This is a genomic window from Sulfitobacter sp. W002, assembly GCF_025142135.1.
Classification (GTDB): Bacteria; Pseudomonadota; Alphaproteobacteria; order Rhodobacterales; family Rhodobacteraceae; genus Sulfitobacter; species Sulfitobacter profundi.
In genome coordinates this window covers 698745-713468 of the sequence record NZ_CP081126.1, presented here as the reverse complement: position 1 = coordinate 713468, position 14724 = coordinate 698745, and the positions used below count along the sequence as shown (strand labels likewise).

At 63.9% G+C, this 14724-nt stretch carries 13 protein-coding genes and 1 tRNA gene; 9 read left to right on the top strand and 5 right to left on the bottom strand.

The window, feature by feature from the left end; genetic code table 11:
* The first annotated feature begins 25 nt into the window (after nucleotides 1-25).
* From K3758_RS03525 to K3758_RS03490, 8 genes are all read left to right on the top strand, one after another.
* Entirely contained in the window at nucleotides 26-535 is a 510-nt protein-coding gene (locus K3758_RS03525) for an SH3 domain-containing protein (protein ID WP_120350271.1), read from the top strand.
* Nucleotides 536-612: 77 nt separating this feature from the next.
* Complete coding sequence (locus K3758_RS03520; protein ID WP_259947677.1) at nucleotides 613-1605, top strand: NADPH:quinone reductase; 993 nt, start codon at nucleotides 613-615, stop codon at nucleotides 1603-1605.
* Between the two features lie 66 nt (nucleotides 1606-1671).
* Nucleotides 1672-3015 carry a mechanosensitive ion channel family protein gene (locus K3758_RS03515; protein WP_259947674.1) on the top strand — a complete coding sequence of 448 codons (1344 nt, stop codon included), beginning with the start codon at nucleotides 1672-1674 and terminating at the stop codon, nucleotides 3013-3015.
* 62 nt (nucleotides 3016-3077) lie between these two features.
* Nucleotides 3078-3152 (top strand) — tRNA-Gln (locus tag K3758_RS03510).
* Nucleotides 3153-3262: 110 nt separating this feature from the next.
* Nucleotides 3263-3634 carry a hypothetical protein gene (locus K3758_RS03505; RefSeq protein ID WP_259947673.1) on the top strand — a complete coding sequence of 124 codons (372 nt, stop codon included), beginning with the start codon at nucleotides 3263-3265 and terminating at the stop codon, nucleotides 3632-3634.
* 42 nt (nucleotides 3635-3676) lie between these two features.
* The gene (locus tag K3758_RS03500; RefSeq protein WP_259947672.1) at nucleotides 3677-4168 is read left to right on the top strand and encodes a copper chaperone PCu(A)C; all 492 of its coding nucleotides are present in this window, start codon (nucleotides 3677-3679) and stop codon (nucleotides 4166-4168) included.
* A 33-nt stretch (nucleotides 4169-4201) separates the two neighbouring features.
* Nucleotides 4202-4561: a hypothetical protein gene (locus K3758_RS03495; RefSeq protein WP_259947670.1), complete on the top strand. Its 360-nt coding sequence runs from the start codon at nucleotides 4202-4204 to the stop codon at nucleotides 4559-4561.
* A 40-nt stretch (nucleotides 4562-4601) separates the two neighbouring features.
* Nucleotides 4602-6011 (top strand): PepSY domain-containing protein, encoded by a 1410-nt coding sequence (locus K3758_RS03490; protein ID WP_259947669.1) that lies wholly within the window; start codon nucleotides 4602-4604, stop codon nucleotides 6009-6011.
* 42 nt (nucleotides 6012-6053) lie between these two features.
* On the opposite strand, the gene K3758_RS03485 is transcribed toward K3758_RS03490, so the two are convergent.
* The 5 genes from K3758_RS03485 to K3758_RS03465 form a co-directional block, all read right to left on the bottom strand.
* A complete protein-coding gene (locus K3758_RS03485) occupies nucleotides 6054-6968 on the bottom strand; it encodes a D-amino acid aminotransferase (protein ID WP_259947667.1) in 915 nt (304 codons plus the stop codon).
* Between the two features lie 265 nt (nucleotides 6969-7233).
* The gene (locus K3758_RS03480; RefSeq protein ID WP_259947665.1) at nucleotides 7234-8040 is read right to left on the bottom strand and encodes an ABC transporter permease; all 807 of its coding nucleotides are present in this window, start codon (nucleotides 8038-8040) and stop codon (nucleotides 7234-7236) included.
* A complete protein-coding gene (locus K3758_RS03475) occupies nucleotides 8033-8800 on the bottom strand; it encodes an ABC transporter ATP-binding protein (RefSeq protein WP_259947664.1) in 768 nt (255 codons plus the stop codon). Before K3758_RS03475 ends, K3758_RS03480 begins: the two co-directional genes overlap by 8 nt.
* 81 nt (nucleotides 8801-8881) lie before the next feature.
* On the bottom strand, nucleotides 8882-10141 hold the full coding sequence (locus K3758_RS03470) for a sodium:proton antiporter (RefSeq protein WP_259947662.1): 1260 nt from the start codon (nucleotides 10139-10141) through the stop codon (nucleotides 8882-8884).
* A gap of 176 nt (nucleotides 10142-10317) precedes the next feature.
* Entirely contained in the window at nucleotides 10318-11337 is a 1020-nt protein-coding gene (locus K3758_RS03465) for an ABC transporter substrate-binding protein (RefSeq protein ID WP_259947659.1), read from the bottom strand.
* A gap of 122 nt (nucleotides 11338-11459) precedes the next feature.
* Here K3758_RS03465 and K3758_RS03460 point away from each other — a divergent pair, with 122 nt between their 5' ends.
* The gene (locus K3758_RS03460) at nucleotides 11460-14666 is read left to right on the top strand and encodes a 4Fe-4S double cluster binding domain-containing protein (protein ID WP_259947657.1); all 3207 of its coding nucleotides are present in this window, start codon (nucleotides 11460-11462) and stop codon (nucleotides 14664-14666) included.
* Nucleotides 14667-14724 lie beyond the last annotated feature (58 nt).

The window sequence follows — 14724 nt, the reverse complement described above, 5'->3', positions numbered from 1 at the left end:
AGTGAACCGCATAGCAGGCAATTCCATGATAACCGCTTTCCTTCGCAGTGCCCTGATGGTGGGCGCGCTGCTTTTGGCGCAGGCGACCTCCGGCGTCGCACAAGAGGCGCGCGGACAGGTCACCAACCTGCCCCTCCCCCGTTTCGTTTCGATGAAAGCCTCAGAGGGCAACGTCCGCCGCGGCCCGTCGCTGTCGCACCGGATCGACTGGGTCTACAAACGCCGCGACCTGCCGCTCAGGATCACCGCCGAACATGGCCACTGGCGCCGGGTCGAAGACCGCGACGGCATGGGCGGCTGGGTGCATTACTCGCTTTTGTCGGGCACCCGCACTGTGTTGGTCGAACAAGACATGCTGCAGCTTCACGTCAATCCAGACCCAAAGGCCGCCGTGGTGGCGCGGCTGGAACTGGGCGTGGTGGCGCGCTTGGGCGAATGCACGCTTGAATGGTGCGAGTTGCGTTCAGGCGGCTTTACCGGCTGGGCCCCCAAAGTGCGGCTTTGGGGTGTTGGCCCCAAGGAACTGCGCGAATAACCCCGCCTTTCAGGCCAATTGCATGATCCCGGCGCTTGCGCCACTCTGCCGGCAAAATTCAAGCCGGAGAGAGCGCCATGCAAGCCATCACCTATGACCAATTCGGAGCCGCCGCAGATGTGCTGCGCCTGTCGGAGATCGACAGCCCCGCCCCGCAACCCGGCGAGGTCTGCGTGGCGCTGAGCCATTCGGGCGTGAACCCATCGGACGTAAAGGCCCGCGCGGGCACCCGCCCCGGCGTGACCAAACCACCCTTCCCGCAAGTCATCCCCCATAGCGACGGCGCGGGAGAGATCATCGCCGTGGGTGCGGGCGTCGATTCTGCCCGTATGGGTCAAAAGGTCTGGGTCTGGAACGCCCAATGGCAACGCGCCTTTGGCACGGCGGCACAGCAGATCACCCTGCCCGCGCATCAGGCCGTGCCGCTGCCCAAAGGCGTCTCTTTCGAGACCGGCGCACAGCTTGGCATTCCGGGGCTGACGGCCTGCCACGCCGTTTTCGGCGGCGGTGGCGTGGCCGGGGAGACGGTGTTGATCCAAGGCGGCGCCGGAACCGTGGGCTACCTTGCCGTGCAACTGGCGAAATGGGGCGGGGCCAAAGTGATTGCCACCTGCAGCCCGCGCGACAATGATCTGGTCCGCGACGCGGGCGCCGATGCGGTGTTGAACTACGCCGATCCCGATCTCGCCGCCGCCGTGTTGGAGGCCAACGGCGGCAAGCCCGTTGACACAATCGTCGAGACAGAGTTCGGCCTGAACATGACAACCGACACCGAGGTCATCGCCCCCAATGGCCGCATCGCCGCCTATGGCTCGGCGGGGGAAATGTCGCCGACGCTACCCTTCTACCCGCTGCTGTTCAAAGCGGTGACCATCGACATCATCCTGATCTACCTCCTGCCCGCAGGCCCGCGCGAACAGGCGATCACCCGACTGCATCACGCGCTGGAAGACGGGGCCCTGCGCTGCCCCGTCGACACGGTTCTCCCGCTTTCCGAGGCCGCCCGCGCGCATGCGTTGGTCGAGGCCGGACAGCGCAGCGGGGCGGTGCTGCTCGATTGTCGGGGGTAGTGCGCTAATTGACCAGCCACCGCCCTCACCGAGGGGCGGTGGCCCTGCCCGTCGACGGAGACCCCCATGCGCCTGATCCCTGCCCTGCCCCGCCTGCTCTTGTGTCTGTTTCTGCTTCTTGCCCTGCCGCTGGCCCCCGCGTCGGCGCAGGACAACGACCAGCCCGAAGGCACCATCGCCGTCGAAGGGGACGCCACAGCAGACGCCGCCATCGCCAACCGCATCCGCGCCATCCTGCGCGAGCTTGAAGGGTTTGAGAAGGTCGGCGTCTCCGTGTCCTCGGGCATCGTCACCCTACGCGGCACCACGCTCGACACCGCCAGCGCCGGACGGCTGAGCGAACTGGCGGGCCGTGTCGAAGGGGTGGTTGCAATCCGCAACGAGGTCCGCGAAAGCACCGATGTGTCGGAACGGCTCAACCCCGCCGTGGACCGCTTTCGGGGCCGGATGGAACAGGCCGTGGCTTTCCTGCCGCTGGCCTTGGTGGCACTTGGGGTCTTTGCCCTGATCGTCGTGGCCGGGCTGGCGCTGGCGCGGCTGCGCAACCCATGGGAACGGCTCGCCCCCAACGCTTTTATCGCTGACATTTACCGCCAGATCATCCGGCTGGCCTTTATCATCGCGGCACTGGTCGTGGCGCTTGATATCCTCGGGGCGACGGCGCTGCTGTCGGGCATCCTTGGCGCGGCGGGGATCGTCGGCCTCGCCATCGGTTTCGCGGTGCGCGACACGGTCGAGAACTTCATTGCCTCCATCATGCTGTCGATCCGCCAGCCGTTCCGCCCCAATGACACGGTCGAAATTGACGGCGACACCGGCAAGGTGATCCGCCTGACCAGCCGCGCCACAATCTTGCTCAGCTATGACGGCAACCATCTGCGCATTCCCAATGCCACCGTCTTTAAGAGCCGGATCATCAACTATTCGCGCAACGCCGAGCGGCGGTTCACCTTTACCCTTTCGGTGGCCAGCGACGCCGATCTGGCCCGCGCCCGAGACTTGGCGCTGGAGGTGTTGAATGGCCTTCCCTTTGTCCTGCCCAGCCCCGAAGCCGCCGCTTGGGTGGAGGAGGTCGCCGATCACTGGATCAACATGCAATTCGCCGGTTGGATCAATCAAGAGACCACCGATCTGGTCGCGGCGCGCAGCGAAGCGATTCGACTGACGCTGGCCGCCTTTGACGCGGCGGGCCTCACCGCACAGCCTCCGGCCTACCGGCTGATTACCCAAAGCGAATCGTCCTCCCCTGCGCAGCACGATTCGCCCCAAACGCCGAGCGCGCCCGCGAATCCCGCCGCCGCACAGCCCGTTGCCCCCCAAACCGAGCGTGAGCTGACCCGCATCGTCGCGCAGGAACGCGCCGAATTGCCCAGCAAAGACCTGCTCTCCGTTGATGCCGCCGAAGAATAGGCTAATTTATCAAAAACGGGTCTTGCACCCCGGGCCAGAGAACTCTAATTAGCGCCCTGTGTTGGGATGTAGCCAAGTGGTAAGGCAACTGTTTTTGGTACAGTGTACCGTAGGTTCGAATCCTACCATCCCAGCCAACACACTCCCCCGATAGCCATCACCGACTACCGCACAGCGCCCCTACGACATCACGTCGCAGACCAAAGCGCCCTATAGCGTTGCGGCGTCAGCCGCGGTAACAGCGCGCATGTCCGCCGTTTCGCGCATATCCTCGCTCCGGGTCAGCCTGACCCTCTTGCTGGTGCTGGCCCTTGCCAGCTTGCCCTTCGCACATCGTGCGACCGCGCAGGTACAGCAAGACCCGGCCTTTATCGCCTTTATCCAAGCGGGCGGCACGCTGAGCGATCTTTGCGACGGACCGCTTGAAAGCCACAACCACGCGGCTTTGGACTGCGAAGCCTGCCGGATCGTCAATGCTTTGATCTTGCCGACCCCGGCAGATGTCTTGCTGCCGGGCGGGACGCTGCGCTTTGCCACGCCGCGCGTGGCCCGTGCCCTCGGCGCACCGCGCAGCCCTGCGGGGGCGCCCCCGCCTGTCCGGGGGCCGCCATTCGTTTGAGCCATCGCTTCTTTCGCAATACTCAGACAATGGACCACGACAATGAAATCTTTCTATACCGCAGCCTTGGCTGCCCTACTTGCCCTGCCCGCCGCCGCGCATGAGTACACCGCCGGTGCTTTGACCGTCGATCATCCGATGGCCTTTGAAACTCCGAAAACCGCCCGCGTCGGCGGCGGCTATCTGACGATCACCAATGGCGGAGACAGCGCAGACCGCCTCATCAGCATCAGCGCTGAGGGCTTCGACGAAGTCTCCCTCCATGAGACGACCACCGATGATATGGGCGTGGCGCGCATGTCGCATATCGACGGCCTCGATCTGCCCGCGGGTGAGACGGTGACGCTTAAGCCCGGTGGGCTGCATATCATGTTCATGGGCCTCGACGGAGACCCTTTCGAGGAAGGCGAGAAAATCCCCGCCACCCTGACCTTTGAAAAAGCCGGGACCTTGGAGGTGATATTCAACGTCGAAAGCCGCCGTGGGCATGATGCGGGCGGCATGGATCACTCCTCGCACGAGCATAAACACTAAGCCCCAGCCAATCGCAGGATGCGCCGCAAGGCGTTGACCGGCCCGCTTCGACACCTCTGCCTTTGGGCGGTGGTGGTGTTGTTTGGGGCGTTCTCGGCGCTTGCGCCCGGAACCATGCCAGAGCGCCAGCAGGGCGCGCTGACCATGGTGCTGTGCACAGGTCACGGGGTGGAGACGGTGACCATCGGGCCGGATGGCACACCGGTTGAGCCTGAACACAAACCCTGCGACTGGAACCAGCACCCCCTCGCCGCGCTGCGCAAAGGGCTGGCTGTGGCCCCCTTAGCCGCCGCCTTCGATCCTGCGCCACCGCTGCCCCCTGCCCCTGCCACACAGCCCAAACCGCGCCGCGCCTCTGTCAAACGCGCAAGGGCGCCGCCACGGGTTCTCTGACCTCCAAACCACATATCAATTCATTCAGAGGACCAAACACATGGTTTCCATCGATCCTGCAGGCGCGGCAGCCCTGCAAAACGACAACACGCAACGTGCGAACAGCTTTTACCGCGCCGCTTGGCGCTGGCATTTCTATGCCGGGGTCTATGTCATCCCCTTTTTCATCATGCTCGCCCTGACCGGGCTTGTGATGCTTTGGATTGCCTTCATCGGCGGCCGGGACGGAGAGCGGATCGCCGTCACGCCCCAAGACGCGCCCCTTGCCCTCTCCGATCAGGCCGCCGCCGCGCAGGCCAGCATCGAAGGCGGCACCCTTGTGCAATATGTCGCCCCCCGCGCCGATGATCTGGCCGCGATCTTTCGGGTGGACGCGCATGACGTGGCGACCATGGTCGCCGTCGATCCCTATACCGCCGAAGTCCTCGCCAGTTTCCCACGCCGCAGCGGTTGGTACGACATGGCCGACAACATCCACGGCAGCCTGCTATTAGGCGTGACCGGCGACCGCATGATCGAGATCGCGGCATCGCTCGGCATGGTGCTGATCGCCACGGGGCTCTACCTCTGGTGGCCGCGCGGCACTGGTTTGCGGGCGGCGCTGCTTCCGCGACTGGGCCGTGGGCGCGCCTTGTGGAAATCTCTGCACGGGGCGATCGGGCTTTGGGTGTCGGTGGTGCTGTTTTTCTTCCTGATCTCAGGCCTCTCTTGGGCCGGTATTTGGGGTGAAAAGATGGTGCAGGCATGGAGCCAGTTCCCGGCGGAGAAATGGGAGGCCCCGCTGTCGGATGACATCCACGCCAGCATGAACCACGGGCCCAAGGAGGTGCCTTGGGCGCTGGAGCAGACCCCGATGCCCGCCTCAGGCAGCGATGCCGGGGTGGCGGGATTGGCCGAAGGCACGCCTGCCACGCTTGACACCATCGACGCGCTGGCCCGGCAGATCGGCTTTGACGCGCGCTATCAGATGAACCTGCCGCGCGGTGAAGACGGTGTTTGGACGCTGAGCCGGGATTCGATGAACACCGATGCGATCGACCCCACCAGCGACCGGACGGTGCATATCGACCGGCACACGGGCAAGATCCTCGCCGATGTGCGCTACGCGGATTATTCGCTGGCAGGCAAGGCGATGGCCGTGGGCATCGCGCTGCATATGGGCACCCTGGGTTGGCCGAGCGTTTTGGCCAATACGCTGTTTTGCCTCTCGGTGATCTTTCTCTGCGTCTCTGGCGTGGTGATGTGGTGGAAACGCCGCCCGGAAAATCCTGCCGGTTGGCTCTCTGCCCCGCCCGCCCCGCGCAATATGACGCTGTGGAAAGGCGCGGTTGTGGTAGGTCTGGCCGTGGCGCTGGCCTTTCCGATGGCGGGGGTAACCCTGCTGGCCGTGGGGCTGCTGGATTGGCTCCTGCTGCGCCGCGTGCCCGCGCTGAAGCGCATGGTCTCCTAAGATGCCGCCCGCCCCTTCGCGGGGGCGGGCACCCATCGGCGTTCAGGCCGTGTGCTGTTTGATCAGCTCTTTGTACAGCGCTTGGATGCGTTTGGTGACAGGGCGCTCGCCCGTGCCGATGGGTTTGCCGTCGATCTCGGCCACCGGGGTCTGCGCGCCGAAGGTGCCGGTAAGGAAAGCCTCATCCGCGCCGTATGCCTCGTAGAGCGAGAAGTTCTTTTCCTTCATCGGGATGCCATTCGCGTGGCAGAGGTCGATGACCTTCTGTCGCGTCACGCCGTTCATGCAGTAATCGCCCGTCGAGGTCCAAACCTCACCCCGGCGCACGATGAAGAAGTTGCAGGCATTGGTGGTGTTCACAAAGCCATGCGGATCGAGCATCAGCGCCTCATCCGCGCCCGCTTCTTCGGCCTGAAGGCAGGCGATGATACAGTTGAGCTTGGAATGGCTGTTGAGCTTCGGGTCTTGGCTATGCGGCAGGCCGCGCACCTGCGGGACGGAGGCCAGACGGATGCCCTTGGATTGCAGCCGGTCCACGGGTTTGGAATGTTCCATGATGATCACCAGCGTCGGCCCGGTGGTGCTGAGCGACGGGTGCTGAAAGGGTTTGTCCTTGATCCCGCGGGTCAGCATCAGGCGGCAGTGCACGTCATCATGCATGTCGTTCGCCTCCGCCGTGCGGCGCAGGGCGTCGGCGATGCCGGCCTTATCCATCCCCACGTCGAGCGAGATCGCTTTGCAGGAGTTGAAGAAGCGGTCCATATGCTCGTCGAAGAACGCCCATGTGCCGTTATAGAGGCGCATGCCTTCCCAGATGCCGTCGCCCAGCATGAAGCCCGCGTCATAGACCGAGACTTTGGCCTCGTCGCGGTGCAGGATGTCGCCATTGACGTAGATCTTGATGTCGCGGTTGCGGGCGTCTTCGTCGGCGGCGTGGGTGGTGGTGTGTTCGGTCATGGTGAGGGTCCGGTGGTGAGGGCGGTTGGCGCTATTGATACGCAAATGATGCGCTCTTACCACCCCGGCCCGGAACTGAGTGCTTGAGGTTACCACCCCGGCCCGGAATCAAGCCGCAGGCGCCGGGCCATCGCCTGCCCGCCCGGACGGGTAGGCGATTTGGTGAGGCTAGGCCCGCCCTGGCGAGGTCTTATCACGGTTGAACCATAAAGTGGCACGAGGGACCGTCAGATCGCCCACCCGCGGGCAGGCGATGGCCCTTGTGTTATACCCGCCAGCTCAACACGCGCCGCTCCACAAAGGCCACAGCCGCAGACACCGCCACGCCCAGCAGCGACAGGATCACCACACCCGCAAACAGACGCTCCAGATCATACAGACTCCCCGCCTGCAAAATATACGCCCCGATCCCATATTCCGCGCCCAGCATCTCAGCCGCCACCAACAAAATAATCGCAATCGTCAGCGAAATCCGCAGCCCCGAGAGGATCCCCGGCATCGCGCCGGGCACCACGATTTTCGAGACAATCGACCACCAACCAAGGCCGAAACTCTGCCCCATGCGGATCAACACCCGGTCCACATTGTCGACCGCCGCATAGGTGGCGACCACCGTGGGCGTGAAGGTGCCAAAGGCGATGAGCGCGTATTTACTCGCCTCATCAATGCCGAACCAAATCACAAACAGCGGCAACAGCGCGATCTTGGGAATGGGGAAAATCGCCGCGACCAAGGGCACCAGCCCCGCGCGTGCCAAGGAAAACAGCCCGATCAACACGCCGATCCCGATCCCCAGCGAAGCACCAATCAGCGCGCCTATGGCCAAACGAGACAGCGAGGGGCCGAGGTGTTTGAACAACATCCCCGACTGATAAAGCTCTTGAAACGTCAGCAGCACATCGCTGGGTCGAGGCAACGTCAGGGCCGAGATAAAGCCGCTGCGCGTGCCCCATTCCGCCAAAAGGATCAGCACCACGAAAACCGCAAGCCCCACGCCCCGCCGCGTGCCGGGCTGGAAACCACCGCCGCGAAAAGTGACTTCGCGGGCATTCACATCCGTCATCTCAACCATCAATCAACTCCGCATCCGCCGCCGCGGCCTCATCACGCATCAGCCCCCATAGGTGCTGTTGTTGGGCCTCCAGCACCGGATCGCCGTGACGCCGCTCGGCCAGCGGCATGTCTAGGTTCACCACCTCGCGCAGCTCCCCCGGACGGCGCGAGAGCACGACGATCTTATGCCCCAACCGCACCGCTTCGGCGAGGTTGTGGGTCACATAGACCGCCGTGAAAGGCTGCCGCGTCCAGAGTGCCACGAGGTCGTCCATCAACAATTCGCGGGTCTGGCTGTCGAGCGCGCTTAGCGGCTCATCCATCAGCATCACGGCAGGGTTCACCGCCAGCGCACGGGCAATCGCCACGCGCTGCTTCATGCCGCCCGAAAGCTGTTTGGGCAGCGCATCGGCGAAATCGGTCAATTTGGTCCGCGCCAACACATCGGCGATGATCGCCTCACGCTGCGCCTTGCCCAGCCCGTGATCCTCAAGCACCAGCGCCACATTGCCGCGCACCGTGCGCCACGGCAGCAGCGCGAAATCTTGGAAAATATAGGTGAGCGGGTTCAGACAGCCCTCGGGCGCATCGCCCATTTGCAGCACGCGGCCTTCGCTGGGCCGCTCCAACCCGCCGAGCATGCGCAGCAGGGTAGATTTGCCACAGCCGGAGGGGCCGACGATGCAAACGATCTGGCCAGAAGGAATATCGAGCGTGATGTCACGCAGCACTTGGGTATCGCCATAATAATGGCTGACGGAGGAAAGCTTGAGGTCCATGCCGCCCTTTTCCGGCAAAAACGCTCCGCGCGCAATGTGCGATCCGCGCGCCGGGACAGCCGCCCTCCGCCAGTGGCGTTCTTAAGGCTGCTCACCCTCTCTACTGCTCAGCCCATCCACCGCGATCCCGGCGGTAAAACCATGCACCAAGGTCGACACGAGGATCGCAAAACCCACCATCGCCCAAAGCGGCTCTTCGTCCAAAAACTCCACCTTCCCCGCCGCATAGGCAAGGTAGTAGATCGACCCGATCCCCCGGATGCCATAAAGCGCCACAACCCAGCGGGGGCGCGTCTCGAGCGACGTTCCCAAAAGCGACAGCCACCCCGCCAAGGGGCGCACGACAAAGATCAGCGCCAGCACGATCACCGCGCCCGAGAGGGTTAAATCGCTCAGCAAGGCGGGCAGCACCGCGCCAATCGCCACCAGCAACAGCGCCGTCAGCGCGTGTTCAACGGCGGCAGTGAAATCATGCAAACGACGGTGGAATTCGTGGTCCGCCTCAACCCGCCGGATCACCAGACCGGCCACCGCCACGGCGATGAAACCATAGCCTTCGACCAATTCCGTCGTGCCATAGCACAAGAGCACCCCCGCCAAGGCCACCACGCCCGAAGATGTCTCGGCCAAAACCGCCTTGCGCGGCACGGCGAACAACACCTGCCCCAAGGCCCAACCGCCCGCCGCGCCCATCACTGTGCCGACAGCGATGCGCCAAAAGACGTCTCGCGCCAGCCACTCCACGCCCCAAGTCGCCGGGGCCAAGCCTTCGGCCGCGACCAGAATACCAAGGTAGACGAAGGGAAAGGCCAAACCATCGTTCAGCGCCGCCTCTGTGGTCAGGGCAAAACGCACCGGATGTTCGCCCCCTTCCTGCGGCGGGCCAACCTGCACGTCAGCGGCCAAGACCGGATCGGTGGGTGCCATCACCGCGCCCAGCAAAATCGCCCCGGCTGCGGTCATCCCGGCAAAGGCCCAGCCCATCACGGCGACCGACAGGATCGTCAGCGGCATGGTCAGCGCCAAGAGCCGCGCCGTTGGCCCCCAACGGGACCAATCGGACAGCTTGTCGATCCGCAGCCCCGTCGCAAAGAGCGCGACGATCACGCAAAGCTCCGACACGATTTCCCATGGGAAGGGGGTGGCGCGCGGGTCGGGGAAACTCGGCATGCCGGGAACAAGGGCGAAAACGCCCATGCCCAGAAGGATCAACAGCCCCGAGGCCGCAGGCTCTCGCCGACTGAAAAAGCGGGGCAGCCAATGGGCAAGGATCACCACGGCGCCGACGGCCCCCAAGGCGAAATGATAGCCGTTCAGGGTGAAAAAACTGCCGTCGCTCACTGCACATTCCCGTTTTATGGTCAGGGGCTTGGCCCCGCATCAGCACCAAAGGTATCTTGGCGCGGCTGCATTGCCAGTGATGCCTGCCGGAAATCCCAACCTGCGAGAGCAAAAGGTAAAGGCGCGCCCGTGGGGGACGCGCCTTTCAAAGCAATCATATCACGCGGGTGAAGCGTTTAGCTGCCCATAGTCTCGACATAAGAGGTGTCGATCAGCGTCTCCAGGGTGATATCGCTGTCGACCAGCCCTTCGGACTGGAACCACTCCAACTGGTCACGCACCGAAGCCACGTTCAGCTTGGCACCTTCGTTCAACCGCATGGTCCCGTTGATGATCGATGGCGCTGCCTTGTCGCGCGGGCGGTCGGTGTAGACATATTTATGGATCAGATCGACCATCTCATCGACGCCCGCATCGCCGCTGTCCTTGGCGATCATCGCGGCGTTATAATCGGCGACACCTTTGGAATAGCCCGCAAGGAAATTCTTAGTCATTTCCTGTTCGTCACTGGCGTTCTTGGTCGAGGTGAAAACGGTCGTCACCTGATAATCCGGCAGATAGGTCGCCACATCGCCGATGATATGAACGGCACCCGACCCGGCCAGCGGCTTGGCGATATGCGGCACGATCGACCACGCATCGATCTGGCCCGACTTCAGCGCACCGATCACCGCGCCGACCTTTTGCAGCGGCTTGAACTTGAGGCTGATCCCCTCAGCCTCGGCCATTTTGGCGCCCATGTAGTGGAAGGACGATCCCGCCTGCGTCATGCCAAAGCTTTTGCCATCCAGCATGCCCGGTTCGGTGATCCCCGCCTGATAGGCCGCATCAGAAACGAGGAACTTCTGCCCGTCGATGCCCGGCTCTTCTTGCAGGCCACCGCCGATCACCTTGACCGCGCCCTTTTGCGCCAAGGACACCAAGCCGCCCGAGATCGCGGTGATCGCATAGTCCACATCGCCGCTGGCAATCGCCACGGCCATCGGCTGCGCGGCTTCGAAAAAGCGCAGTTCAACGTCCAGCCCGGCCTCTTTGAAATAATCCCGCTCAAAGCCGACAAAGCTGCCTGCGTGGCTGGTGAAACGCAGCGCGCCCACGGTGATCTTGCGGTTCTGCGCCAGCGCCGGTGCCGCCAGCCCCACGGCGGTTGCGGCGCCCAAAGTTGCGATGGCCTGACGGCGGTTGAACAGGGTCATAATCTCACTCCTCCAATTTTGCCGCAGCATGGTCGGTGGCCAGGCCGAAAGTCAAGCGAGAGCGCCCTCAGCGGCCACAACCAGGACTGGCATCTCATTTCAAAGCATGGCAACGATTTGCCATGAAGCTCTTTTCATCCAAGACCCGCCCCATGCACCTCGGCCCCTTCCCGTTGGAGCGGCTGCGCCGGTTGCATGCCCCTCATGACCAACTGCCGGGCGCGCCCATGCCGGTGCTGCGTTTTGAGCGGCCCGAGACGCCCCAAAGCATATGCAACGCCATGGCGCCCTTCCAAGCGATGATGGACGTGCTGCGCGATGGGCCGGTCAATACGGCAGGCGCGGTGATCCCCGACAGTTTGGCCAAGCGTGCCAATCACCTTAAATCATTCGGTTATTACAACGACGCCTCGATGATGGGCATCTGCGCCCTGCCGCAATCTGCACGTCTCGCTATCCCGCGCCGCAGCGAAGGCACCGCGCAACTGGCCGATGACCTGCGGAACCGCCAGACCAAGACGCTCGCCGCCGGAGTGGATGTCATCATGGCGAACCTGCGCGATGCGGTGGACGCGCCCGAGACCTCGATCGATACTCACAGCCACGCGCTGGTGATCCTCACCGCCCACCCCCGCGATCCGCGAGAGGATGAGCCGGGCAGTGATTGGATCATCGACGCCCAAACCGAGCGCGCCTGCCTGCGTGGGACTGAAAATGCCACCGTGCTCGCCGAATACATCCGTCAATTGGGCTTCGCCGCTAAGGTGCATTCCGCCACCACCGCTGATGTGAACCTCGGCCAACTGGCCGTGGCGGCGGGGCTTGCGGTTTGGGAAGACGACATTCTGCAAGCCCCGTGGATCGGTCCGCGCTTCGGGCTGGCGGTTGTTACCACCGACATGGACCTCGCGCCGGATATGCCGCTCGCCCCGCTGGCCGATCAGCCGTGGTCTGTACTGAAAGGCCCGCATTGGCAGCTGGGCACCCATGGCGGGGTCAGTGCCCGCGATGTCGATCCTTACGCGCGGCGCGACTATGCCGCAGGGCCGCATCCATTTGAGACGCTTAAACGGGTGGACGAACCGACCACCTATATCGACGCGCCCAACGTCCCGCGCGTGCCAAAACGCGGCGATCTTTTTGCGCGCGGACAGTTTGGCGACATGGGGCCGAAGGTGCAGAACGCCATGAAAGGCGGGCACCATGTGGTGAAATCCGCCCCATCTGCCGCGCAGCGACGCTTGCTGGGCGCGCTGATCTTGCTGCAAGACGGGCCGGTGAACGACGCCGCCCCTGCGATGACAGACACCGCCCGCAATGCCGCCAACTTCAAGGCGGCAAGCTATTTTTTGGGGGCCGATGCCGCTGGCCTCTCGGCCTGCCCTGATTGGACGTGGTACAGCCATGATGCCACCGGCACCCCGATCACCCCGCCGCATGACCAAGCGCTGAGCCTCATCATCGACCAAGGCTTTGACACGATGGAGGGGTCTTCGGGCGACGATTGGATCGCCGTGTCGCAATCCATGCGGGCCTATCTGCGGTTTTCCATGTTGGGTGGCGTGATGGCCCAGCATCTGCGCAACCTCGGCCATTCCGCCAAAGCGCATACGGTGATGGATGGCGATGTGCTGCAACCGCCGCTCTTGTTGCTGGCGGGACTGGGCGAAGTGTCGCGGATTGGTGAAGTCATCCTGAACCCGTTCCTCGGCCCGCGCCTGAAATCCGGCGTGGTCACGACCACCCTGCCGGTCGCCCACGACAAGCCCATCGACTTTGGCCTGCAAAAATTCTGCGAAGCCTGCAATAAATGCGCCCGCGAATGCCCCTCGGGGGCGATCACCGCCGGGCCGAAGAAGATGTTCAACGGCTATGAAATCTGGAAATCCGACAGCCAGAAATGCGCCACCTACCGGATCACCAACCAAGGCGGCGCGATGTGCGGGCGCTGCATGAAGACCTGCCCGTGGAACCTCGAAGGGCTCTTCGCCGAGGCCCCCTTCCGCTGGGCCGCCTCCAACATCCCCGCCGCCGCCCCCCTGTTGGCCAAGCTGGATGACAAGGTCGGCAAGGGCCGTCTGAACCCGGTCAAAAAATGGTGGTGGGACATCGAGCGCAAACCCTCGGGCCAGTTCGACACCCCTGCCCAGCCGGTGAACGCCCGTGACCTGCAGCCCGATCTTGACCTCAAATTCGAGGATCAAACCCTCGCCGTCTATCCTGCCCCGCTGGCGCCGCATCCTTGGCCCTACCCCGATCCGATGAACCGCGAGGCCGGGATTGCCGCCCATGCGGCCCTGCTGAGCGCCGATGAACACCGCCGCAAGACTGCGGCGGGCGACACCGATCATCTGCATCTCTACAAAGTTGGCAGCGACACCCCCGTGCTCGACCTGCGGATCACGCAAGTCACCCGCCTGAACGCGACCACGGCGCTTTATGACATCGCCCACCCCGAGGGCCACGACCTGCCCGAATGGACGGCGGGCGCGCATCTTGATCTGGTCGTCGCGCCCGAATTCCTGCGCCCCTATTCGCTGTTGGGTGATCCAACTGACCGCAAACGCTACCGCATCGCGGTGCTGCGCGAAGACGCGGGCCGGGGCGGCTCGGCGTTGTTGCACCGGGTCTTCACCAAGGGGCGGCGTATCTTTGTCGGCAAGCCGGTGAACCACTTTGAACTGGTCGAGGACGCGCCGCATAGCCTGCTCATGGGCGGCGGTATCGGCATCACGCCGATGATCGCTTTTGCCCATCGCCTGCACGCCCTCGGGCGACCCTTTGACCTGCACTACTCGGCCTCTGACCGGGAAGCGGCGGCCTTTGCCGAGGAACTGGCGCAGGCCCCTTGGGCCGACCGCGTACACCTGCATATCTCGTCCGAGAGCACCCGCGCCGACCTGCCCGCCATCATGGAACGCAGCGCGCCGGGCACCCATGTCTACACCTGCGGCGCGGATGCCTACATGCAGTCGGTCATGGCCGCCGCCGAGGCCGCGGGCATCCCCGAAGACGCGCGGCATCTGGAATATTTCTCAACCCCCGAGGTGCCGGATTACGTCAATCACCCCTTCACGCTGAAACTCACCTCAGGCCGCGAGATCGCCGTCTCTGCCGAGGAAACAGCCGCCGACGCGCTGATCGCAGCGGGCGTGCCAGTGGATCTGAAATGCAGCGATGGCATCTGCGGCGTCTGTAAATGCGGGCTGCGGGGCGGCGCGGTCGAACACCGCGACTTCGTGCTCTCCGCCAAGCAACGCGAAGGCGCGATCATCCTCTGCCAGTCCCGCGCGGCAGAGGCAGGCGGCGTGCTGGAACTCGACCTCTAACCCCTTTCGCAAAAAGCGCGCAGCCGTTAAGAGAAGCCAACCTCTGCAACAAAGGGCT